Below are 23,480 nucleotides of genomic sequence, written 5' to 3' on the forward strand. Positions count from 1 at the left end.
TTATTTAGTGCTTAGCGGCGGGTGCGGCAGGAGTTTTTTTCGGGGCGGCGGATTCTTCTTTGGCCTCCGGTTTTGCATCAGGTTTTTCAAAAAGTGATAGTTCGGGGACAGTCCAGTCGGCGCCAACGAGGTCATGAGAGATTGTGTTGGTGACCCCTTCCCCCACTCCAAAGAGACCAAGAGCAAGGGCGGTGGGAATGGCAAAGGCGGTTTGTTTGGTTCGATACCAAGCGGCGGCAAGCCTGTTCCCTGCCCATTTGAAGGGCTTTGTGTACCATTTTTTACCGGGCTTATTGGCGGGTTTGTCTGGTTTACTGGCGGCCCATCTTGCGGCCTGGTACGCTCTCACAAATGGGGTGCTCACCATGCGGCCAGTGGCACGGATTGGATTTACAATCAAACTCTCGGCGACGGTTTTTGTGAAATCGACCCCTCCGGAGACGAAGTTTACTGCGGCATTTCCACCCAAGCGAAGGCCATTCCAGGCAAAGCGCGCCACTGGAGGTACCACTGCACGGAGACCTAAGAATCCGAGCGTTCCACCACCAATCACTGTGGCAGCTCCCAATGCTCCTGCAGCCAGGGCTCCGAATGCGCCATACTTGAGGCCGGTTACAACGCCGGATCCAATGCTTGCACGACGATTCCAAAGCCAACCGATTCCTTTGCCGGGAGCGGTTAAGACTTGCTTCAAACCGGATCCGGTGACAGCCAAAGCTTTTCCCCCTGTTTCTTTTGTCTTTCTGCCTCTTTCTCCCCAGTTTTCTTCATTCTTGGCTTTACGAATGGCGGCACGAGTGAGGTCATCCAGCTCAGCATTGGAAATATCCACTCCCACCATTTGAGTAACGATGTCTGCACGAACAGCGGCTTCCAAGGCAGCGCCTGTTAAGCTGGCCGCAATGTGCGTTTTTGCAAATCGGTCTAAGCTCTTCATAAACACCACTTTTTCCGCTATTTTTTTATTGAAAGCGGAGTATCTGGACTGCTCGGCAGCGTAGATCGACATTTCTTCCGCTTTTGCCTCTCCGGCAAATAACCTTGCGAGCTCTTCGCGAATTTCATTCTCTAGAATGGTTTTGTCTTTCCCCACGCCTTGTTCTCGTCTCAACCGTGCCAGACGGAAGGCCCCCATCTCCATCATTTTTGTATCCCAAGCGTTTTCTTCTTTTAATGGCACGAGCGCATTGAGTCTGCTTTTTCTATTTGTCTTTCTTCGATGCTTTTCTTTTGCCTTTTCTCCCAACTTTCCTAAAGCGTCTGCTTGATGAAAGGCGCAAGTGATGAGGGTTTTTAGGTCCTCGTCTGTCCTTAGGATTTGGAACCTTGGATGGTAGTACTCCTCATAATCACCTCCTAGATCGTTGATTATGTCTGCATCAGGCCTTCCCGCTGCTCGTTCGGCGAGCACTCGTTGCCCCAATTTTTCCTCTGTAACAAAACGGTCGATGCTCAAGTTCATTTTCTGATCATCGACGGCTTCGGCTATGGCTAAATCCGCGAGCAAGGCTGCTTGCGGACCCGGGAACTCTCGTATCAGGCCCCTTTTTGTTCTCTCTGCAGAGGTACCGTTTTTTAACTCGTAGCGGGCCCAAATGACCATCCCACTCTCGTGAGCTTCCTTGAGAAGCGCTGCCTCTTTCGGCTTAAGTTTTTGTCCCACTTTTTTCCCTTCCGTGAGGGCGGCTTGCCAAATCTCCTCTTGTTCGGCTTGTGAGCGCTGAATGGTGATGCCATGCACTTCAAAAGATTTCACGAGACCAAGGATCTTGGTGCGGATATTGGCTTCTGTGGTGCCTTTGGCAAATTCCCGCGATACTTCACCGTCCAAATCCTCGTTCATGGCCACAGTCCAAGAGGCGTTTTTATTGTGATCCGCATTCTTCAGTTCCTCCATGCTTGCGTCCACTAAGTCTGCAAGGTTTTTTTCTCCTACAAATACTGTTTCCAATGCTCGTCGAATTTCATCCGGTTTTTTCTTTTCTTCTTCAAGAAGATATCGGGCGTAACTCACCATCCCCATCTCGCGAACTTTTATATTGAGGTTCCCTTTGGATTCCTTGCCTTGGGCGAGGAGGAGGGCTTTTGCTTTTACAAACCCCACATCCAAAATTTCATCTATTTCAACGAGACTTCGTTCAATTGTTTTCCCTCTGATGGATTTGTACTTTTCGAATTTGACCTTAAGATCAACGCGAATCCCATCTTCTTTTTCCGCCTGGGCAAGCCTGTGAGCAATTTCTTCATCCAACTTTTCTTTCTCAACAATTGCACTGGCTACCCGTTTGTTCCAGATTGGATCCTTAGCAAGTCTTATGGCTTCCTTCACCAAAATGTCCAAATCGGCCTCGCCCTTAAACTCATCCTTTAAGAGGCCCATTACTTCGGTGGCAATACGGCTTTCTTCAAAATGTACACGGGCGCGGCTCACCATCCCCAGTTCAAAGGCTTCTTGCTCAAAAACTCCAAGGGCTTCTTTTGCTTTCCTTGTGAGTTGTGTCATCGCGCTTCCTTTGCTGAGCTGCTGCGCTCTTTTAAAGGCACAGGCTATGATTTCTTTCTTTTCTTCATCGCTTCGCTCATGAAGAACTCCATATACTTCATGTCTTGGCATGGCATTGTCAAGGTAGGTGCGAATATCCTCTACCTCTTCTCCGTCCTTTAGCTGCCGGATAATTTCTTCCGCCAGTTTCAGCTTTTTTTCGAGGGCTTGAGAGGCTTTGAGCTTGAGCCCTTGATTCCCGGCCTCCGCAATGGCTGTTTCTATTAAGGCCTCTAAACCGTTGGGCACTTCCAAACGACCCAGATTCTTCCCCTCAAACGCTTCTTTTAATACATTGTGCGCACTTATGATATCGTGCTTTTGATCCAAAAGGATTCGTGCGTAGGCCGTCATGCCGAGTTCTCTTGCCGTTTTGGAAACGGCTCCGGAAGCTTTGAGTGCTCTGATGGTGGCACTGTCCACCACTCCTATTAGACCATCTTCCATGGCTTCGCTCAGAGCGGCGGCATTGGCCGCCAGAACTTCTTGGAGACTGCGTCTTTCGGTGGCGGCCTCCGCGGGCACAAACCGTTCTTCCAGCAAAACGAATTTTAATTTATCTTCTCCCCCACTCTTTGTCGGGTGGGTAAACACCCTGTGCCCACTTTTTTCTTGAATAAAGTCCACCATTTTGATGATGGAATTCTTCGCTTCTTCGAGGGTGAGTTCCCGCCCTGTTGTTTTGCTTCTAATGTCCAGCACTTCCCCACGGATTTCAAGCACCGTGTCTCCATCTTCAAATGTAAATTCAAGAATTGTATTTCCACGATCTCCTTGGTCTTCCCAAATCCCTTGGCTCAATTGCATTTGAGGTAGGCCGGGAGCTTTTCTAATGGAACCCCTGGCTCCTCTTATAAACCTGCCATCGTCCTCAGGATCTCTCAAACCTTCGGGGGTCTTAGCGCCGGCCTTTCTGACCAAGTCCCTTGCCAAGCCTGTTAGCCCCGCTGCATCTACGGCGTCTAGTGCATCTCTTGCTGTACTAGGGGCCCAGTCGCTCGTGGTGGGGCTAAGTGGCGATGCCGCTCGGTCAGTTTTGGGTGTCACAGAGGATGAGGGGGTCACCCCAGGCAGCAAGGAGCTGGTGGGTTCTGGAATGCGGGGAGGAAGAGGAGGGAGGTTTCTTGGGTTAGGACTGTCCTCTGTGATAGCCCCTACCAACCCGTGCACAGATGCAGTTGTGGATGGTACTCCATCCTGGAATGAGAGTGGATCTATCGCATCTATAAGATTCATCACTTCACTAAAAGCCACACCATTAACATTCTCAACAAGTTCAATCCTAAAATTGTCTACTTCCTCACCTTGTGGTACGGGGAGAGCTCGGTTGCCTTTCCCTGTCAAATCGCGGTGCATTTCAATCATTACTTGCTTTATAATGCTAAGGAACTCTGCTGCATCGCTGACATCCTTAGGAAGGTGCGCTATGCTTCCATCTTTTTGATGGATTACTATCCTGCCATTTCTAATCTCAAAGCTTCTGCCGTCGCTAAGGCTACCCCTATAGCTTCTGATTTCTGCGGATCTTCCGTCCCACTCTCCAAGCCTTAAAATCCTTGGCTCCCCCAAAACCATCCCGGCTGGGAGGTTTTCGAATGGGTTGGATTGATCTGGGCTGAGAGGGCTTTCCAACTCAAGGACATATTTGCCTCCCTTATGAGTGGGCCCGCCAAGAAAAAACTCCTTGTGTTCTTCCAGGCCAAGGGCATAAAAAATTGCTCCTTTTATGTTGAAACATACCAGGTTGTCTTCTCTATTCTCGCTAAGGATTTTCATGCTTCCATCTTCCTGCTGAGCCTTTATTTCGCCATTTTCGATCTCAAATCTTTGCCCGGTATGGGTCTTACCTTTGAATGCACGAATTACTCTAAATTGAACCTCTTTGCCTAGGATATTTTTGTCAATCCTTGGTTCCCCCAAAACCACCCCTTCTGGAAGGTTTTCGAGTGGGTCGGAATGATCTGGACTGAGAGGAGCCATGAAGCGAAAGAGTTGAAAGTCAAATATAGTATCTTAGAATTATAGCAGATTTTTAGAGTAGCGGCAAGAGGCTTGGGGATGTTAAACTTCAAGCATGAAAATGATCTCGGCAAAAGGGTTTGACAGGGTGTGGTTGTTTTTTGGGCCGCTTTTTCTCTTGTTCCTTGGGTTGGATCAACTGAGCAAGTGGGCGGCGGAGCGGTTTTTGAGGCTTGGGGAGAGCAGTGATGTTGGCTTTGCGCTGAGCCACAATACCGGGATTGTGCTTGGATTTAATTTACCGCTGGTGGCGATTTATGTACTGACGGCGGGAATTTTGGGCTTGGGTGGGTTTTTGGTGGTTCAAAACAAGCTTTGGCAAGACCGCTGGCATCTTTTTGGACTCGCGCTGCTGCTTGCGGGAGCGATTGGGAATTTGGTGGACCGATTGCATTACGGCTTTGTCGTGGATTTCATCAAAGTGTATTGGTGGCCCACCTTCAACTTGGCCGATGTGTGGATTGTTTCGGCCGTGATTCTGTTTGCGTGGGAATTTTTATTCCGTGAAAAAGTGGTGGAGAAGCTTTAAAGTTTCTGAATGTCCTGGGCCTCTGTGGTGAGTCGGGTCATGAGGGGGATGGGGGCTTTTTGGCCGGTCAAAATTTCGAAAAGAGGGAAGACCTGGTTGAGGAACCAGCGTTCGCCGGAAACGGTGCTGCGCACGCCGGCGGCTTTGGCTTCTTCCAAAAAGAGACTGGTTTTGCCGTAAACCGCGTCCATGGCCACTTCTACGGTTTTCCAGAGGTAAAAGGGGACCATTGTGGACTGGCGATCCAGGCTGCTACTGGAAGTGGCGTTGATGATGATATCCGGTTCGTCGCGAAGGCTCTCCAAGTTTTCGATGTAATCGACACCTATTTTTTCGGCAAAGGCTTTGGCGCGCTCAGGGGTGCGGTTCCAAATGGTGACGAGCGCGCCTTCTTTTTTAAGACCGTAGGCCGCGCCTCGCGCGGCCCCTCCCGCTCCTAAAATCAAAATCCGTTTCCCTTCCACCGATGGAATGACTTCATGCAAAGCGCCCATGGCACCCAGCCAATCGGTATCGTAGCCATGCAAACGGCCCTCCCGATTCCATACAAAATTCACCGCATTGATGACTCCAATTTCTTCCGAAGCCTCGTCCACAAAAGCCACGGATGGCGTTTTGTATGGCATGGTGGCCACAATCCCGGCAAGCTCCCCGCTGCGCACTTTTTCCATCACTTGTGGGAAGGCCTCCGGCTCAATGTCGTGCGTCTCAAATTCCGCCTCAATTCCGGCTTCCTTGAGCGCTCCGTTCATCACCGGGGTGCTCAAACAGAAGGACAGCGGATGTCCAATAATCCAGAATTTTTTCATTACGATTTTTTTGTAAATGCGGCTAAACCTTCCAAGGCTTTCAGTGCTTCCACCGGTATCATCCATACCGTTGTGTTGGACTGATCCGCGGAAATGTCGTTGATGGATTCCAGCGTTCGCAAGTGAAGCGCTCCGGGAGAATCCGAAAGCATTTTAGCGGCTTTGGCAATGTTTGCCGCCGCCATTACTTCTCCCTCAGACTTGATCACCACCGCACGGCGTTCGCGTTCCGCCTCGGCTTCTTTTCCAATCGTGCGCTTCATGTCGTCCGGAATCAAAATGTCTTTGAGCTCCACATTCACCACCTCAATTCCCCACTGCTTGGTCATCTCCGCCACAATCATTTTGATCTTTTCCGAAAGGTCTTCGCGCTTGGCCAACAAATCATCCAGCACCACTTCTCCCACCAAATTGCGCATGGTGGTTTGAGCCAGTTGCAAGGTGGCGTAGTAGAAATTTTCAATGTTGATGATCGCTCTTTGCGCGTCCACCACACGGAAGAAAAGCACCGCGTTCACGCCCACGGAAATATTGTCTTTGGTCAGTGATTCCTGGCTAGGCACATCCACGGTGCGCACGCGCAGATCCACTTTGGTCATCGACTGAAAAATGGGAATCACGATGCGCCAACCCGGGCCTTTTACTTTGCTGAAACGACCCATGGTGAACTGCACTCCGCGTTCGTATTCGTTCACCTGACGGATGCTTGCAAGAAGGATCACGCCCAGGACGATGAGGATCACGGGCAGGGAAGCGATGATAAAAACGATGAGATCAGCCATACTTAGCGGGTTAAAGAATTCCAATTGCCGGACAGGATTTTTCTTTGAACGGATGGAGTGAGGTCCAGGTCTCGGAGGGTGGACAAATAATCTTTGTACAAGTCGGTCACCCACTCTTCATCTTTGCCCTCGTAACTGCTCAGCACCGCATCGGTTCCAAATACAATTCGATCCTGGAATTCCTCAAAAAATGCGCGGTACGCCTCCTTGTTTTCCAAGAGCGTCTTGAATCCTTCTTGCGCAAAGTCGATGTGTCCAAAGCTGGTGTCTATGTATAGGTTTGGGAAGTCTTCCATCAAGGCGCGGAGGCGAGGTAGATTTTTGGAGGAAAGACAGAAATGTGGACAAATCACGGTGAGTTCAGGGTTTAGGGTGAGCATATTTCTCAGTTCCGCTTCGTATTCATTGGTGCTCACCGGGAGCATGAGGGGCAGTTCCAGCTCCGTGAGGCGCGCATAGAATGTATTCAATTTATAGTCGTCCAATGGGACGGTGTGGGCGTACGAGTAGCCGTTGTAGAGTTTCACTCCACTGGCTTCATTGCAGGCTTCAAGCGTCTCCAGTCGAAGAGGGTCGTTGGGGTCTATGGTGCAGAAATAAGAAAACTGCTCCGGATTTTCCCGCACCGCCTCTGCGAGCAGGGCGTTGTTTTCTTCCACTTCGGACAAGTTCGCGACTCCGTCCGTAAAATAAAGTAAGCCTTTCGGAATTCCCTGCAAAACCGTGTGCTCAATGCCCAGTTTCGCCATGGTGTTTTTTAGGACTTCCAATTCCGCAGCTCCCTCAATCGATTCGTGGGCATTCACAACGGCCATTTTTTGCGGCTGCACCGCCACGAAAAGCAAGATGAGCAACAAAACGCTGCCCAGTAGAGGTGTCGTCCATTTTGGCGGATTCTTTAGTTTCTTCATGGGGAGAGTATGGCATAATGAGCGAGAATTTCAATGTTATGGTAAAAACAGGCCTTTGGCGAGAAAACTGGTTGGAGGCTCCGCCCTTCCCTATTCAGAAAATGAACCAAGTCCACGGCACGGATATTTTTGAGGTGACGGAGTATGGGGACGCCCCAAGCGCAGATGCTTTGATCACTCGTTCGCGCGGTTTGCGGCTTGCCGTAAAGACGGCCGATTGCATCCCTTTGTTGATTGCGGATGAGGAGGCCGGCCTTGTGGCCGCCGTGCACGCGGGCTGGCGCGGACTCACCGCAGAGATTATTCCAAAAGTTTTGGCCCGCATGGTGGCGATGGGTGGGCAGCCGGAGCGCATGAAGGTGACCGTTGGGCCTTCGCTGGGCACGGAATGTGCCGTTTTTTCCGACCCTTTTCACGAGATTCCCGAAAAGTTCCACTGGGCGATTGAAGCGGCGCGCGTTGACCTGAACGGCATCGCGTGGAAGCAACTTTTGGACGCGGGCGTGCGAGAGGACCATGTGGAGTGGCCACGAGTGTGCACCGCTTGTGATCCAAGCTGGCCTTCTTGGCGCCGTGACCAAACGGACGGAAGATTTTGGTCGTTTATTGAATTGCTGTGAGCAAGAGTAGCTTTTCCCCCGATTTTCTGGCACACTGGGGGCATGAATTCCTTGCTTCGTCTTCTTTTGAGCGCCCCCATCGACTTTGCGGTTGGGGGGCAAGCCGTGATTGAGGGCGTGATGATGCGATCTCCCCGCTTCACAGTGGTGAGCGTGCGGGACCCCGAGGGGAAAATACAAATGCAGTTGGAGAAATTTCAAAGCATCACGGAGCGGGTGAAAATCCTCAAGTTGCCCCTCGTTCGTGGGGTTGTGCACTTGGTGGAATCTATGCGACTGGGCTACCGTTCTTTAAGCTATTCCAATGCGATTTTTCTTGGGGAAACGGAAGAGAAAAAGGCGGCTCAAAGCAAGTTTATGAGCTTTGTGAGCAGTGCGGCTGCGGTGCTTTCCATTGTGGGGAGCCTGCTCATCACTCTTTTGATGCTTAAAGTGTTGCCCCTCTGGGTGGCCGGAAAGGCGGCGGAGCTTTGGCCGCTGGTGAAAGAGCATTATTTTCTTTTCAATGCGGTGGATGGACTCACAAAAATCAGCATTTTTCTGGCGTATGTCAGCAGCATTTCCTTGCTCAAAGACATTCGGCGCGTTTTCCAGTATCACGGCGCCGAGCACAAATCCATTTGGACCTACGAACACGGCTTGGAGCTCACTGCGGAAAACGCGCGCAAGCAAACTCGTTTTCACCCGCGATGCGGCACCAGCTTCATCTTCATTGTGATTTTGATGAGTATTTTGGTCTACACCGCGATTCCGCCGGCGGAACAATTTGTGAGCCAAGTGGCGCTGAGGGTTGCGGTGATCCCGCTCATCGCGGGAATCAGTTATGAACTGCTCAAGCTCAGTGCAAAATTTCAACGCTCCAAGCTTGTACGGCTCTTTGTGCTGCCGGGGCTTTTGCTCCAACGGCTCACCACTCGCGAGCCCGATGATGCACAGTTGGAAGTGGCCCTCAACTCCCTCCGAGAATCCCTCAAACATGAAAATTCAACACATTAAACGCAATAAACCACGCGTTGCTTTGCTCATCAACACTTGGTTCCCTGTTCACACGGGCCAACAAGTGTATACGGCAAAATTGGCGGAAGCCTTGGCGCGGGATTATGGATATGAAGTTGATATTTTGACACGCGCCATCAAAGGCCGCGTGCGGGAGGAGCAAAGGGAAGTGGAAAAAATCCTGGCGCTTCGCATCACCCGATTTGGATTTAAATCTCACCCCTGGAATCTTTTCATGCAGGCGGGCTATTTGATTTGGGTTTTCTTTCACTTGCTCATCAAAGGACAAAAATATTCTCTTTATCATGCGCAGGGGGCCACTGTTGCCGCCGCCATGAAGGCTGCCTCTTGGTTCACGCGTGTTCCCACCGTGGTGACGGTGCATGGCAATCATGTTTTTGAAAAATCATGGACGCTCAAAAAAATCATCCATCGCATCATGTTTTTGGAGACGAAATACACCCAAGAGGTGAGCATTGCCGAGAATTTTTTAAAGGCGGTGAATGTCAACGAACACATCGCCGTGATTCCTTACGGAGTGGACACAGAGCCGTTTGATCAAGTGGAGGAGGACCGTTCCCCCGATCAGTTCAATGCTTTGTTTGTGGGCCGCATCGATTTCCAAAAAGGTTTGGACAACTTGTTCAAGGCGGTGAAGAAAACCATTGAGTCCACCGGCTTCATTCAGTCTCACAAAGATTTTATGCTCCATTTGGTGGGAGATGGTCCGGATCGAAAGGGCTTGGAAAAATTGGCCCACTCGCTTGGCATCGAAAAATATCTTCGGTGGCATGGGTATTTAACGGGTGAAGCGCTGATCCATTTGTACAAGTCTTGCGATTTGTTTGTGCTGCCTTCTCGCAATGAGTCTTTCCCTCTTTCTGTTCTGGAAGCGTGCGCCGCGCGACTTCCCATTTTGGCCACCCGTACCGGAGATTTGCACAATATCGTCCTCGAAAGCACCAATGGACATTTGGTTGAGCCCGACGACATTGACGAGCTTGCGTACTACTTGGAGTATTTTGCCGGCAATCCACACTTGGAAAAACTCGGGCAGGGAAGTTATGATCTTGTGACTCAAGAATATTCTTGGGATAAAACTTTGCAAAAATCCTTGCGCGTGTATGAGCAAGTGATGATGGTGAAACTCATGAAAGAGAATGCGCCGCACACCCACTATTTTCCTTGGGAGATTCCGCGTTTGCTCTGGGATGCGAGAGGGAAAAAGAAACTTTACCGAGGCAAGGCGCCGCTTTGTTTTTGCCTCACCGCCAATATTTCACAGGCTCATCTTGGAGAGGGTTTGCCCGCTGAGAGTGAAGAGATCCCCGCTTTTATTGAGCGCTTTTCGGAATTTTGTGCTCACCTGCAAGTGCCCAGCACCCTTTTTGTGCAACAAGATCTTTTGGGAGCCTTCCCCGTGGAAATTAAAAACATGCAGGAACTTGGGCATGAATTGGGTATTCAAATTTTGGAACACGATTGGCTCACCGCCCCCATGCGGCGCAGCGTCCTCCGTGCTTTGCGAGAGGAGTTGAATGCGCTGGGCTTGTCTGAAGTTCGTATGGTCCGTGTGCCGGCTGCGCCCAGTGAACAGGACTTGGAGATTCTTCATGAGGCCGGGTTTGAATGGCTCCCCACCAGTGAGGATCCTTATCCTTCGGTTGAATTCCACTGGGGAATTCCCTTCGCGCATTTCTTAAAGATGAACTTGCGCAGTTTCTTGGAATTGGAGGACCAAGAGTTGCTTGAGGCGGTGAACCGTTTGCGAGCGGAACAAAAAGACCACGGCGTGAATCCTTTTGTGATTTTTGAGTGCGACAGCGCCGAATTCACTTCACGGGAAGACCTCCCCCACGCGGGCGGAGAGAATTTTACGGAGCTTTCCAAAAAAATCGCCTTCCTCAAGGAACACATGGACCTCGACTTTCACACCTTGAGTGAATTCTGTAAATCCTGTAGAATCCCCTCTAAACTTTAATCATGAGCAGCTTCCTGTTCACTTCCGAGTCGGTCACCGAAGGCCATCCCGACAAAATCGCGGACCAAATTTCTGACGCGGTGCTGGATGCCATTTTGGCCGCAGATTCCATGGCTCGCGTGGCGTGTGAAACGTTGGTGACCACGGGGCTTGTTTTGATCGTCGGAGAAATCAAAACGAAGACTTATGTGGATATTCCCGCCCTTGCCCGCCGCACCATTGCCGAAATTGGCTACAACGATGCCTCTTACGGCTTCGATTCCAAGGCGTGCGCCGTTCTTACCGCTATTGATGAACAAAGCCCGGATATCGCCCTTGGTGTGGATACCGGCGGGGCCGGGGATCAGGGAATGATGTTTGGGTATGCTTGTGATGAAACTCCGGAGCTCATGCCGCTGCCCATTGCTTTGGCGCACAAGCTCACGCAGGCTTTGGCGGAGGCGCGCAAAAATGGCTCCTTGCCTTATTTGAGACCGGATGGAAAAAGCCAAGTGACGGTGAAGTATAGCGAAGATGGCCGACCTGAGTCGGTGCACACCGTGGTGCTTTCCACTCAACACAACCCCGAGGTGGATCAAGAACAAATCCGCAAAGATTTGATCGAAAAGATTATTGAGCCCGTCTGCGGACCTTGGCTGAGAGCGGACACCATTTTCCATATCAATCCCACGGGCCGTTTCATTATTGGGGGGCCTCCCGGAGACAGTGGCCTCACGGGCCGAAAAATTATTGTGGATTCGTACGGAGGCATGGGCCGCCACGGTGGTGGGTGTTTCTCGGGCAAAGATCCTTCTAAAGTGGACCGCAGCGGAGCCTACGCCGCCCGCTACATTGCCAAGAACATTGTGGCCTCCGGACTCGCAAAAAAATGCGAGGTTCAGCTGGCTTACGCTATTGGCGTGGCCGAACCCGTCTCTATTTTTGTGAACAGTTTTGGCACGGGAACCGTGAACGATGAAGCTTTGGTGAACTTGATTCGCAAACATTTCGACCTCACCCCCCTGGGCATCATCAAGTCCCTCAATTTGCGCCGCCCCATCTACCGCCAAACCGCCGTCTACGGCCACTTCGGCCGTGAACTAGAGGACTTCACCTGGGAGCGGACGGATAAAATCTTACGCTAATCTTGTAAAACAAAAGCCCCCCGCCAAGGCGGAGGGCTTTTTAAGCATGAACTTTTATCGTTCCAAGGCTTAGAGAATCTCTGCAAACATGTTGTAGAGGATCTTGGTGGCCTCAGCACGAGTGATGGATGAACTTGCGTTGAAACACATTCCTCCTTCACATTCGCTTCCGGAAACGAATTCCCATGCGGTGGCTACCGTTACGGCATCTTCATACCATTCTGCGGTGTCCAAATCTACATAGGCTTCTGTGGCAGCTCCGGCCATCAGTTCATCGGACGCGGTCTCCATGTCTGCGTTCAAGTACAAGTACACATTCAAGGCCAGTTGGAGGAATTCTGCACGGTTCATTTCTTCACCGGGTTCGTAGGTTCCGTTTGGATTTCCATCCACCAGCATGAGTCCTTTAAGACCTGCAATGTAGTCTGCGTACCATTCTCCCATGTCTACATCTTCAAAGGGGTCTTCTCCCGCGTCAGTAAGGTCCACTCCAAGCACTCTCCAAAGGAGGGCTGCGGCTTCCGCACGGTTGAGGTTTCCATCCGGGTTGAAGGATCCATCTGGATTTCCTTCCACCACTCCGGCCTCCACCATCACTTCGATCTCATCGGCAGCCCAGTGGCTTTCGGTGTCTGTGAATGAAGAGGAATCGTCATCACCGCTGTCATCCTCCGTTCCATCATCGTCGGTGGAATCATCATCTGTAGAATCATCGGTAGTGTCATCTGTACCATCGTCGTCTGTGGAATCATCGGTTCCGTCATCATCCGTGCCATCGTCATCTGTGGACTCCGAGGAGCCTACGGTGATGCTGATTTCATCCGATTGTTCTCCATAGCTACTTCCGTCTGTTGTGCGAAGAACATAGGTGACAATGTCTCCCTCTTCCACGGCCGTATCCAAGTACTGTTCTGTTCCCAAGGCGACGCTGGCGTACACACTTCCACTCACCACTTGTGGGTCCACCCCACGAAGGATTTGAATGGAGCTTGTGTCGTCATCGCTTGGGTCATCCCAGGTGATGAGTACCCCCTCTTCAGTGTTAGCAAGATCGATGTTGCTCACTTCGTCGAGATCCACGGTTGGCGTAGTCCCTGTTGTTATGGATGCTGTGGCAGAGGTGTGGGTTTGAATGTTGTCATCGGTTCCTGTTGTGGTGGTGATGGAGAAGGTTCCCGTGGTTCCTACCGCTTCAGGATTTCGGATTTGAGTGATGAGCATGCTCTTGGCCCCAGGAGCTGTGGTGGCTCCTCCCGTTTGAGTCAAAGTTAAGGTTTGTCCAGATCGTGCAATGAGCCAGCTTCCATCAACTCCTGATACAGTGGCCGGAGGCGCACCTGTTGTCACTGAAGTGAGGTCGTAACCGGTCGGAAAAACAATCACCAATTTTGCTCCGTTGTCCATGGTGGTTCCCACGGTGGTGAACGCAATGGTGTAGTCTGTTAAAGTGCTGTTTGCAGCGCTTGCTGGTGTAAAGCTTACGGAAGTCAAAGCTCCAACGGAAATATTGATGTCGTCTGTTCCTGTGGGGTTGGTATCTACAGCGGCGGTGGTTCCTCCAAAGGTTACAGTGGAGGTTGCATCTACATACTTAGGAATGTCTCCGGCGGTGATGAGTACACGAATGGTTTCCGCGTCGTCCACAACGGCTCCCCACGCAGCGATGCTCCATTTTACTGTGAGCACCCGTCCACTCATGGTGTATTCTCCGTTCCCCGCTCCTCCGGCGATGGCGGTTTCGTTGGTAGCGTCGTTGGTCACATCCGCATCATTCTCGGCGGTGAAGGTCATCGTGTCCCAGTCCGGGAAGTTGGCGGGAAGGGTGATGGTGAGGGAGTCTCCGCCTGCCCAGGTTTGGTCGGTGACATCCACGGTGTACTCGATTTCGAGTGTGGCATCGACTCCAACTGTTGCGGTTGCGTCTGTAACGGTGTAGAGGCTGGCCGCGGAAGCGGAAGCCGTACCCAGTATTAAAAACGCAGCCACCGCAAAGGATAGGCTGAATAAAATCCGAACATTTAAGAGTCTAAGAAAGGTCGACATAGGGGTGGAGGGCTAGAAATATAAATGGCTGGTAAAGATCATGCCAAATCCCGTCTGTTTTCGCAACTTTTACAGGGCTTTTGATTTGACTCGTTTCTTAATTCATTTCTAACTATTCGTTTTCTTGCTCCCACTCTTCAATGTCGGCATAGAGAGAGGCCACCAGTTCCTGCAGGGCGGGGTCAGGATTTTCTCCGCTGACCCTCTTAGTCTCAAAGTTCTCCACTGCTTTCTTTGCATTTTCAAGGTCTCCCGCCTCCAACAAAATGCGAACCGTGTCTTTCGTGACCTCTATATTGGTCTGATCAGAAGCATAAAGCAGTTTGATGTACTCCGCGGCCTTTCCGTACTTCTCCATGTCTTCATAGAGAGACGCGAGGTTATTGAGGGTGACCCCATGGGATTCGGAAAGCGCTAATACTTTTTCGTAGTATTCTACGGCATTTTTGTAGTCTCCCAATTGATGGTAGCGGAAGGCCACTTCGAAGAGTGCATCCAAGTCTTCGGGATCTTCTTCAAGAATTGCGAGTTCTGCTGCAAGCACTTCTTCATGTTTCTCACGAAGGCCCTCCGGCATATTGGGGTCGGAATAATCCCAATTGGTTTGAGAACAGGCGGTGAGAAGGCTGATGGAGAGCAGGGCGAGGATGATTTTTTTCATAAATGTTTTTAAGTAGGGTCATTATAACTATTTTTTGCACAAAAAAAAGCCCCCTCCCGAAGGAGGGGGCTTTAATGAAGCAATTACGCTTCAGTCCTATACAAATTCCTAAGAATTAGTATCGAACGGTGTTGCTAACGAGAGTAGAACTGTCCACTCGTCCAACCCAACGAACCGTAGAGTTGGTCTCGTACCACCAGAAGTCTCCTGGGGTAACGGTACCATCACTAGAAGATCCGAGGTCGATGGAGAATGTAACAGGATCGTCTGCACCTCCGTCTTCATCAAGCATGGTGCCTGAGTCAAGAACGAGGGTGTAGGTCTTTGTTTCATTCGCATCAACTTCGATGGTTGTGTAAGCATCAGAAGTGTTGAGACCTCCTGGCAGCAATACTACCTTAGCGGCAGAAGTGCTGAGGTATCCCATACCTCCCTGAGCAACAGTGTTTCCAGATTCCTTGAGGGAAACGGTGAGCACTTCATCGGTATTGAAGTCAGTGTCGGCGGCAACATCCACTACGAGCAATTCGTTGTGGAAGACCACTCCATCAACACGAAGTTGATCGGTAGCAGCCCAGTCGGTAGTACCGTCTGTAGCGCTGACATTGAATCCAAAGTAGGTGCTAGCGGTGAGAGTACCAGAAGATACATTCACCGTAACGAGTTCCCAACGGTCAGCGGTAGCTGTAGCCGTGTTTGCTCCTCCAATTGCGTTGGTAACGGCAGACAAAGCTGTACCGTTGATCCAAGTATTGGAAGTAGAGAAGTCGATTTGATCGTCTCCTCCAGCTGTACAAGTGCTGTCATCGTCGAATACTACTTCCGTAGTGTCGTAGGTGACATCTGTTTCAGATGAATTGACCCAGAATGATACATAAGTGTAGTCATCCATGTTTCCAGCCGTGTAAGCTTCATCAAGCAAGAAACAGTCGTTGTCATCAACGGAGTTGGCATCGAAGGTAACTTCGACAGCGGAAGTTCCGTCAACAACCTCACCACCTGTTGTTGTGAGAGCGACATCTGCGTCGTCCATACCAGTTTCAACAGGATCGTTTTCGTCGTCACCAGCTTCGGCAGTTCGGATTTGAACTTTTTCTTCGCTTTCAGCGTAAACCGTGAATGCGAATACTTCGTCGCTAGAGTTCACAGAACGAGATCCGGATGGTGAGCTGGAAGCAAGAGCCAAAGTAGGCTTGCTTTCGTACACATGCATTCGGTTCGTAGTTGTGAGGTAACCGGTTCCTGGCAAGGAGTACAAGATAGGATCGTTGTCGTCGTAGTCCTGATCTCCTGCATCGTCAATGAGCATAGCGGTAACAGTGTCTTCCGTTCCGGAAACGCTGCTATCCCATACTGTAACGATGTAGATGTCTTCAGTTGTACAAGCAGCACTGTCATCATCATCGATACAGATCACAGATCCAACTGGAAGTTTGTTCGAGTTGTCTCCGGCAGCATCGTCGATAACGAGAGACGCTGTAGCACCGAGAGCAGCTGAGTTATCAGCAGCGGTAGCACCGTCAACTTCAAGAGATCCGTCAGCATCTGTGTAGCTGATGGTTCCGAAGTCGAGGTCTGCGTCAGCGCTTACTGTTGCATCGAGCTCTTCTCCTTTGTAAGTTTCACCACTTCCCTGAGCAATCGCTTCAAAGTTGTTGAAGCCGATGTTGAGGTCAATGAATTCTCCAGCCGTAGCGGAAGATCCACTAGAAGTGATGGAATTGAGATCAGCGTAAACCGTGAGGTAGGCGCTGTCATCTGCCGGGATCCAGAAGGAAAGACCGGACAGAATTGCAGTTCCGCTTACAAGAGGAATGTTGGTGTGTTCAACGGTGTCTCCATCAGCGTTCTCGTAAGAGACCGTAACGGATTCCACATTGTTGTCCCATTCTCCAAGGTCGGTGGATACAATACCCACTTGCTTGTTGTTGATGGACAAGTCAGTAACTGAGAAGGCTTCACGAGTAGATGTGAATTCGAATTTAGCGATTTCTACATCTGCAGATCCGGCAACTGCAATGTCTTCACGAGCAGTGCTGCTGGATACCGCTACTGTTAGAGAACCACCGGTTGTTGTGGAAACGAAGGTTCCAACGGTTGAGGTTGGGTCGTTGTTCACTGTACCGGAAGTGCTTCCTCCCGCAGTTGCAGAGAAAGTGCTTCCATCTTCATCCTCAACCGTCACATTGGAGGCAAGGAGTTCGAAGGTTACATATTCGCTGGCTGAGTTGGTAGAAAGATCTCCCATAACATAAACCACTTCAGTGTCTCCACTTTCAATGGTCCAGTCCAAGCTGTCGTAAGTTACTGCCCAAGTGGTGTTGTTCACACCCTTAGAAGCAGCAATCTCTACTCCATCTCCGTTTTCGAGCCATACGCTACCAAGAACCGTGGTCATGTTGGTTCCGGCATCGTTGGCATCAGCAGCGGAAGTGGAAGAAGTTTCCCAAGTGTTGTCTTGGTCATCATCGAAGAGACCGGTGAGGGTCAAGTTGGTGATAACACAATCACTGGAATCTCCACAAGCGAGGGCCATACCTACGAAAGGAACTTCTTCAGAACCCTTTACATAAGTGTTAGCTCCTGCAGTAGGAGTGGAAGCCAAGGAAATGGCCAAAGAAGGCACTCGAACCGTCATGGTCTTTGATGTGATCGCAGATGCAGGAACGAGAACGCTGGTATTGGTCAAAGTCTTGTTGTTCACATCCTTGAGTTGTGGGTAAGTAGACCCAAGTTCAAGGTTAGCTGTGAAGGTCATACCGTCCAAAGTAGTGGTGTTCGCAATGTCAGTCATGAGGGAGAACTCTCGTTCTTCTCCGGTAGACATTGAGAAGTCATCTGTGAACAAGTAGTAAGATTTATCGTCATCAGTATCATTTGTTGTTTCATCGATGGCAGTTGCTCCTCCAGTACCGGTCTTGAATGAAGTGGCATCCACCCCGGCGAAGAGAGCTTCGTCATTGGTGTTGTCCCAGATCTTCACATCGGTGAAGTTGGCAGCTGTCTCGTTGAGGAGACCTTCTGTAGTATCGCTACTTTCGGTAGCAGTCATACTGATTTCGAAACTGTCGAAAGTCACATCCGTTACAGAAACGATTGTGAAGTCGAGAACAGAAACATCATCAGAGTTGGTAGCAACATCTTGAGCTGTAGGTCCGTTTGAAGAAACTGTAATATCTCCTCCTTCAAGAGTGAAGTAGGAACAGTCTGCATCGGAAGAAGCAGCACAGGAGTTGGCGTTACCATCGTAGTTGGTCTTAGTCAAAGACATACCGAATCCGTAGAGAGCTCCACGAACGAGTACATCGGTGCTTTGATCAACATATACTTCAACAGTGTCGTCCGTACGACCGGTGTTGAAATCGGCAGTAACATAGAAGCTCTTGGAACCTCCCTTAGTGATACAGTATCCATCAGAGTTTTCACAATCTGTAGAATCGCTGTCCCAGTCTCCGCTGATGTCGAAACGAACTACATCGTTGTCGTCAACAGCTTCAGCTTCAGCCAAAGGTTCAGAATCATCTCCTGAAACATAGAGCTTGAAGCTCTCGATGTCCGCAGTAGTTACGCTACCGGAAACATAGAGACCAATTTCTTCAACTCCTCCCGCTTCAGTAGCGGTAGAAATTTTGAATTTAGCGATGGTTGCTCCATCTTCTCCAACTTCAGCGTTTTCAACCGTACCATTCTTTTCGATGGTGGCTACTCCGGCTGCAGTAGTAGAGAGAGTGTGCAATTCACCTTGTGCAGGAAAGTCTCCGTCCACTTCAGACTCACCGGCATCAACCTTGTCTGCGCTAACGATTTCGAATCCTACTTCTCCGGTGGAGCTGGTTGTACCAACATCCAAACGGACAGAAAGAGTGCGAGTTTCGCTGTCGTCGAATTCAAGGTTAACATTGTTGAAGGTAGCTTCGTGTGAAGTTGAGTTCACAGAAACTCCGGAGGTCAATCGTTCATTTCCCTCGTACAAGTACACTTGGTGTGTAGAAGAGAGAGAAGTGATTCCGAATTGGTGAACCGTGAGAGAATCGAGCTCGGCAGCTTCACCGGCAGTGAAATCCCAAGCAACCAGTTCTACAGAAGTAGCTCCGGAAGGAATGGTGGATTCAGCAGGGCTGTCGTCGCTGATTTCAACCCAGAAGTCTCCAACTGGATCAGCTGGATCTGGATCTTCTGCATCACGCCAAACAGGATCTTGAGAATTGTTTGTCATGATTGCAGCTTGTCCACGAGTGACATTGGTTCCAGGGTAGAAGTTACCATTTTCGTAACCGTTGAGTACGCTCCAAGACCAAGCGGTACTGATGTACCAAGTTGGGCTTTCTTCGTACCATTCCCCTTCGTCAACATCTGGGAACTCGTCGACAGCAGCATCAACAGCTGCGAGACCGAAAGCCTCTACTGCCATCTTCGCAAATTCTGCGCGATTAACAGCAGCGGTTGGGTCGTACTCGCCGGTAAGGTCACCGTTTGAATCGGTGCGGCCTCGTACGATTCCGTACATTTCGGCAGTGTTGATGTAATCTTCGAGAGCAGTGCTTGAGCTTACATCGCTGAATCCAGCGTCGTAGTCCGCATCCACAGCGTCCTCACCGAGGGCACCGAGTACGAGGATTTTCGCAGCTTGAGCGCGAGTAAGAGAGTCGTCTACTCCGAAGTCTCCATTTTCATAACCAGTCATCCAACCTTCGTCGGAAGCTTCGTCAACTGCATCAGCCGCATAGTGCGAGCTAGATACATCTGGGAAACTTTCTGCGGAGGCGATGCCTGTGAAGCTCACCAAAGAGGCGAGGATCGCAAGCATGCTGAGACCAGCTATGGATTTTTGGATCTTTCGAAAGGCGAAAGAGATATCCATATATAAAAGTTAAAATAAAACGAAATAAAAGTGGCACCGAAGTGCCGGTGTTCGGGTCGTTCAGTACCCGAACAAACAGAATAAGCAACAATAAAAAGGCCAGAATAAGCTAAAAAGAGTTTATCCACCCCTTCGACCTAAAAAGAGATAGATCCATGAGTAATATAGAGTGTTTTATTTTGTGGGGTCGTGAGATTTCAAGGAGCAAAGACTATAAGGATCGGAAGCGAAGTGAGGGGCACAAACCTGTCTACAAACAAGAGGACATTGTCGATTGCATCGGATTGATCATGGCTGTCTGTCTACTAGAACGGCGGGAGTAGACAGATTGTTTCAGTTTAATTGTTGACAAGACAGGTTTTGGTGATAGTCAGATCCTATTTAACAGGAGCAGACTGGGCTCCGCCCAGTATGGTAGTCCCAAGGGGAATCGAACCCCTGTTTCCGGAATGAGAATCCAGTGTCCTAACCCCTAGACGATGGGACCTCTATATAAGGAACTTGCGACAGTCTATTCAGAGTTGTCACTTCTTTCAAGCTTTTTGTAGACAAAGTGGACTCTGAATGGACAGATTGACCTTGCCATTTATGTTTTTTATTGTGAAGTCTTCATTTTTGCGGGTTGGTCTTGCTTTTGGGCCGATTTTGAATAGAGTGTACGAATATGAGTGACCTTTATTCCGTACTCGGCGTCGAAAAAAACGCCACAGAAGCCGATATAAAGCGGGCTTATCGAAAAAAGGCTCAGGAGCACCACCCTGATAAGAATCCCGGCAATAAAGAGGCTGAGCAGAAGTTTAAGCAGGTCCAGGAGGCTTACGATGTTTTGTCGGACTCCGGGAAACGGGCCCAGTACGACCAGTTTGGCCAGGTTGGGGGAGGGTTTCCAGGTGGAAATGGGGGAGGATTCCCGGGAGGATTCCCGGGCGGGGGCGGTTTTGACCCCAATCAATTTGGCGGATTTGCGGATATTTTTGAGAGTTTCTTTGGGGAAGGCTTTAATGGAGGTGGCGGCGCTGGCGGCGGGCATGGAAAAAAACAAGGGCCGTCTCGCGGGAAGGATATTGAAACGGAACTCACCATTAAGTTTGAGGAGGCGGTGTTTGGCGTCAATAAACACCTGGAAATCACTAAGCCGGAACTGTGTGAGCATTGCAAAGGCAAGGGGAATGAGCCGGGCACTTCCGTGAAGACATGTCCTCAGTGCAATGGACAGGGGCAGGTGCGCAGTGTGAGACAAACCATTTTGGGCGCGATTCGGAGTGTACACAGCTGTCCACAGTGTCAGGGCCGTGGCGAGATTCCAGATCAATTGTGCAGCATATGCAATGGACAGACTCGAATTCGTAAAAGCAGCGAGGTGACCGTTAACATTCCAAAGGGTATTGAGGACGGCACGACGATTCGCCTCAAAGGGAAGGGGGCCGCCGGAGCGTTTGGCGGTGAGTATGGGGACTTGTTCCTTCATATCACTGTTGCTCCTCACCCCAAGTTTTCTCGAGAGGGAAGGACCATTTACTCCTCGGAAACCATTCCTTTGGTGCAGGGCGTTTTGGGCGCCACCATTAAAGTGGACACCATTCATGGAAAAGAATCGCTGAAAGTGCCTGCCGGAACTCAAGATGGAACCGTCCTGACGGTTAAAGGGAAGGGGGCTCCCTCTTTAAAAACCGATGCCCTGGGCGACCACAAGGTGTCTTTGCACCTCAAGGTGCCTGAAAAACTCACGCGAAAGGAGAAGGAGCTTTACGAGGGACTGGCGAAAGAAGCCGGTATTGAGGTGAATCGAGGCCTGTTTTAGAGAAGTGGTCTGTACTTATACACAAAAGGGCTGTCCAAAATTGTGGATAAGTTTTTTGAGGAGTTTTGGAGTGTTTTGATCTGCTAAATGGCCCTGGATCTTGTCTAAGAGAGGAGTGAGGTGCTGTCCAGGTTTGGGGAAAACGGGAAAGAAATAAGGATGCAGCTTAAACAAAGATGCCGCTTACGCGGCCTTATTGCTTAGCAAGCCTTTCAGGCTCGCATGGTGGTGGGTCAGCCGGGAATCGAACCCGGGACCATCAGCTTAAAAGGCTGTTGCTCTACCGACTGAGCTACTGACCCCCGTACTGGCGTATTTTATGGATAGAGTGGCCTGAGCGCAAGCTATTCTTGGCTGGGATGGAAAAGGCTCACGACCACAATGGCAAGAACAGGTAGGGAAAACCAAATATTGTAGTTGTCCACAATGGATTGAATGAACTGAGACTCTTGATACAAATTGCTTTCAAAGCCGGCCCGCACGCTGCCCATCACAAAGGAGCCACCGGTGAGGTAAACCAGGAGTGTGCTCACCATGAGGCCCGCGTTGAGGAAACCGAAACTTAAGTTTCCCAGGATTTTGGTGACCACGGATCTCTCGGGTGGCAGATCCACAATAAAGCCTCCCTTTATGGCTAAAAGCACTATCGCCAGGACGAATGTGAAGATTTTGATGAGAACTAAGGCTTGATCTCCCGCTTCTCCCTGAAGCGATGGGGCTGCGGGCAAAAGATAGGTTTGGAGAAGATTCCCCACTCCATCCGCTGTGAGGATGGCCATGTAGGTTGAGATGATCACTTTTAAAGTCTGGTCTCGCCCTATAATAAAACTGTACGCGATGATCACCGCGAAGAAGACGAGAATGAAGAGGTCCCAGGAAAGGCGGATATTGTCCACGGGCGCGGATAAAAAAGACTGAGAGCAGTTTAGCAAAAACTTTGTGAATTTACAAAATTTATTGTTTTTTCTGGTGACCAGGTATGCTTGGGGGCATTGTGCATAAGTTTTCTGTCAACTGGTCAGATTTTAGAGTTTGACTAGTCGGAATTTTGCACAATTGAACCTGTCGTGATTTTTTTGACTAGTCGGAATGGACATTTTGACTAGTCGGAATTCCGCCTATACATTGTTGTAGAACTTTTGACTAGTCGGATTTGATTTTTCCTTTACAATAAGCCAATTTTCGCCTATACACTTGTGATGAGGCGACACTTTGTGGTCTAATCACCTTTCTATGGAGAATAACTTTCTCACCCTCGACGAAGCGGCACGAATACTCAAGAAATCCACCCAAACCATCCGTAGGATGATTAAAAAGGGGGAATTGGTGGCCCAGCGCGTCAGGACTCCGCAGGGCTTTCATTATGTGCTGAAACGAGAGGATATCGTGTTGTCTGATTCGCCTATACAAAAGTCTCAAAAGGCTGAAACTGTAGCCGAGAACTCTGTGTTGACTAATCAAAACGAGAATCCGACTAGTCAAACCCTGGTTGAGCCTTTTGTGAAGCCAATCTCTAGGGCCGTGGACAAAATACCCTCGCAGACCCCTCCCCCCACCGTTTTTTATTTCCCTCCCCTGCCCTCTTCACCGTCCGTGGACTCCAAAGACTTGCTGCGACTCATCGAACGGCAGCATCGCGAACAATTGGAGCTCATTCGCATTTTGGGCCGTCTGCAAGAAGAGCTTTTGGAAGAACGAGGCAAAAAGCCGACTGGGCTCTTTAGTGGCTTCTTCAAAAGAATTTTTGGGCGCTTGGCGTGAGATCCCTTGCCCCCGCGGCGGCTTTAATGTAAAAATTCCG

The 23,480-nt window shown here is 50.0% G+C and carries 14 protein-coding genes and 2 tRNA genes; 6 read left to right on the forward strand and 10 right to left on the reverse strand.

What is annotated here, in order from left to right; genetic code table 25:
• Window positions 1-4: 4 nt before the first annotated feature.
• Window positions 5-4,522, reverse strand: coding sequence for a hypothetical protein (locus WC777_01345; GenBank protein ID MFA6023847.1), 4,518 nt, complete (start codon window positions 4,520-4,522; stop codon window positions 5-7).
• A 94-nt stretch (window positions 4,523-4,616) separates the two neighbouring features.
• Between WC777_01345 and WC777_01350 the strand changes: the two genes are divergently transcribed.
• Complete coding sequence (locus tag WC777_01350) at window positions 4,617-5,090, forward strand: signal peptidase II (protein ID MFA6023848.1); 474 nt, start codon at window positions 4,617-4,619, stop codon at window positions 5,088-5,090.
• On the opposite strand, the gene WC777_01355 is transcribed toward WC777_01350, so the two are convergent.
• Genes WC777_01355 through WC777_01365 form a run of 3 tightly spaced genes read right to left on the reverse strand, consistent with a single transcriptional unit; the run spans window position 5,087 to window position 7,592 of the window.
• Complete coding sequence (locus WC777_01355) at window positions 5,087-5,899, reverse strand: Gfo/Idh/MocA family oxidoreductase (protein ID MFA6023849.1); 813 nt, start codon at window positions 5,897-5,899, stop codon at window positions 5,087-5,089. The genes WC777_01350 and WC777_01355 overlap by 4 nt on opposite strands.
• Window positions 5,899-6,681: an SPFH domain-containing protein gene (locus WC777_01360; protein MFA6023850.1), complete on the reverse strand. Its 783-nt coding sequence runs from the start codon at window positions 6,679-6,681 to the stop codon at window positions 5,899-5,901. The genes WC777_01355 and WC777_01360 overlap by 1 nt, the downstream gene beginning before the upstream one ends.
• 2 nt (window positions 6,682-6,683) lie before the next feature.
• A complete protein-coding gene (locus WC777_01365; GenBank protein MFA6023851.1) occupies window positions 6,684-7,592 on the reverse strand; it encodes an amidohydrolase family protein in 909 nt (302 codons plus the stop codon).
• Window positions 7,593-7,609: 17 nt separating this feature from the next.
• Here WC777_01365 and WC777_01370 point away from each other — a divergent pair, with 17 nt between their 5' ends.
• From WC777_01370 to metK, 3 genes are read left to right on the forward strand one after another with little or no spacing between them, the layout of a single operon-like run.
• A complete protein-coding gene (locus tag WC777_01370) occupies window positions 7,610-9,208 on the forward strand; it encodes a DUF1385 domain-containing protein (protein MFA6023852.1) in 1,599 nt (532 codons plus the stop codon).
• Window positions 9,189-11,189: a glycosyltransferase gene (locus tag WC777_01375; GenBank protein ID MFA6023853.1), complete on the forward strand. Its 2,001-nt coding sequence runs from the start codon at window positions 9,189-9,191 to the stop codon at window positions 11,187-11,189. The genes WC777_01370 and WC777_01375 overlap by 20 nt, the downstream gene beginning before the upstream one ends.
• Window positions 11,190-11,191: 2 nt before the next feature.
• Window positions 11,192-12,313, forward strand: coding sequence for a methionine adenosyltransferase (gene metK, locus WC777_01380; GenBank protein MFA6023854.1), 1,122 nt, complete (start codon window positions 11,192-11,194; stop codon window positions 12,311-12,313).
• Between the two features lie 69 nt (window positions 12,314-12,382).
• Here metK and WC777_01385 read toward each other — a convergent pair whose 3' ends face one another.
• The 4 genes from WC777_01385 to WC777_01400 all read right to left on the reverse strand — a co-directional run bounded on the left by WC777_01385 (window position 12,383) and on the right by WC777_01400 (window position 20,365).
• Complete coding sequence (locus tag WC777_01385) at window positions 12,383-14,356, reverse strand: S-layer homology domain-containing protein (protein ID MFA6023855.1); 1,974 nt, start codon at window positions 14,354-14,356, stop codon at window positions 12,383-12,385.
• Window positions 14,357-14,468: 112 nt separating this feature from the next.
• Window positions 14,469-15,017: a tetratricopeptide repeat protein gene (locus WC777_01390; GenBank protein ID MFA6023856.1), complete on the reverse strand. Its 549-nt coding sequence runs from the start codon at window positions 15,015-15,017 to the stop codon at window positions 14,469-14,471.
• A 115-nt stretch (window positions 15,018-15,132) separates the two neighbouring features.
• Window positions 15,133-19,878: an S-layer homology domain-containing protein gene (locus tag WC777_01395; GenBank protein ID MFA6023857.1), complete on the reverse strand. Its 4,746-nt coding sequence runs from the start codon at window positions 19,876-19,878 to the stop codon at window positions 15,133-15,135.
• Window positions 19,879-20,290: 412 nt separating this feature from the next.
• Window positions 20,291-20,365: transfer RNA gene (locus tag WC777_01400), tRNA-Glu, on the reverse strand.
• Between the two features lie 177 nt (window positions 20,366-20,542).
• Between WC777_01400 and dnaJ the strand changes: the two genes are divergently transcribed.
• Window positions 20,543-21,679: a molecular chaperone DnaJ gene (gene dnaJ, locus WC777_01405; protein MFA6023858.1), complete on the forward strand. Its 1,137-nt coding sequence runs from the start codon at window positions 20,543-20,545 to the stop codon at window positions 21,677-21,679.
• Window positions 21,680-21,905: 226 nt separating this feature from the next.
• On the opposite strand, the gene WC777_01410 is transcribed toward dnaJ, so the two are convergent.
• Together WC777_01410 and WC777_01415 are read right to left on the reverse strand one after the other, a co-directional pair.
• A tRNA-Lys gene (locus WC777_01410) sits at window positions 21,906-21,981 on the reverse strand.
• 42 nt (window positions 21,982-22,023) lie between these two features.
• Window positions 22,024-22,575, reverse strand: coding sequence for a hypothetical protein (locus WC777_01415; protein MFA6023859.1), 552 nt, complete (start codon window positions 22,573-22,575; stop codon window positions 22,024-22,026).
• Window positions 22,576-22,912: 337 nt separating this feature from the next.
• On the opposite strand from WC777_01415, the gene WC777_01420 reads away from it, so the two are divergent.
• Window positions 22,913-23,467, forward strand: coding sequence for a helix-turn-helix domain-containing protein (locus WC777_01420; GenBank protein ID MFA6023860.1), 555 nt, complete (start codon window positions 22,913-22,915; stop codon window positions 23,465-23,467).
• The last annotated feature ends 13 nt before the right edge of the window (window positions 23,468-23,480 follow it).

Source organism: Candidatus Gracilibacteria bacterium (genome assembly GCA_041661045.1).
In the GTDB taxonomy this organism is placed as follows: Bacteria; Patescibacteriota; Gracilibacteria; order UBA1369; family 2-02-FULL-48-14; genus 2-02-FULL-48-14.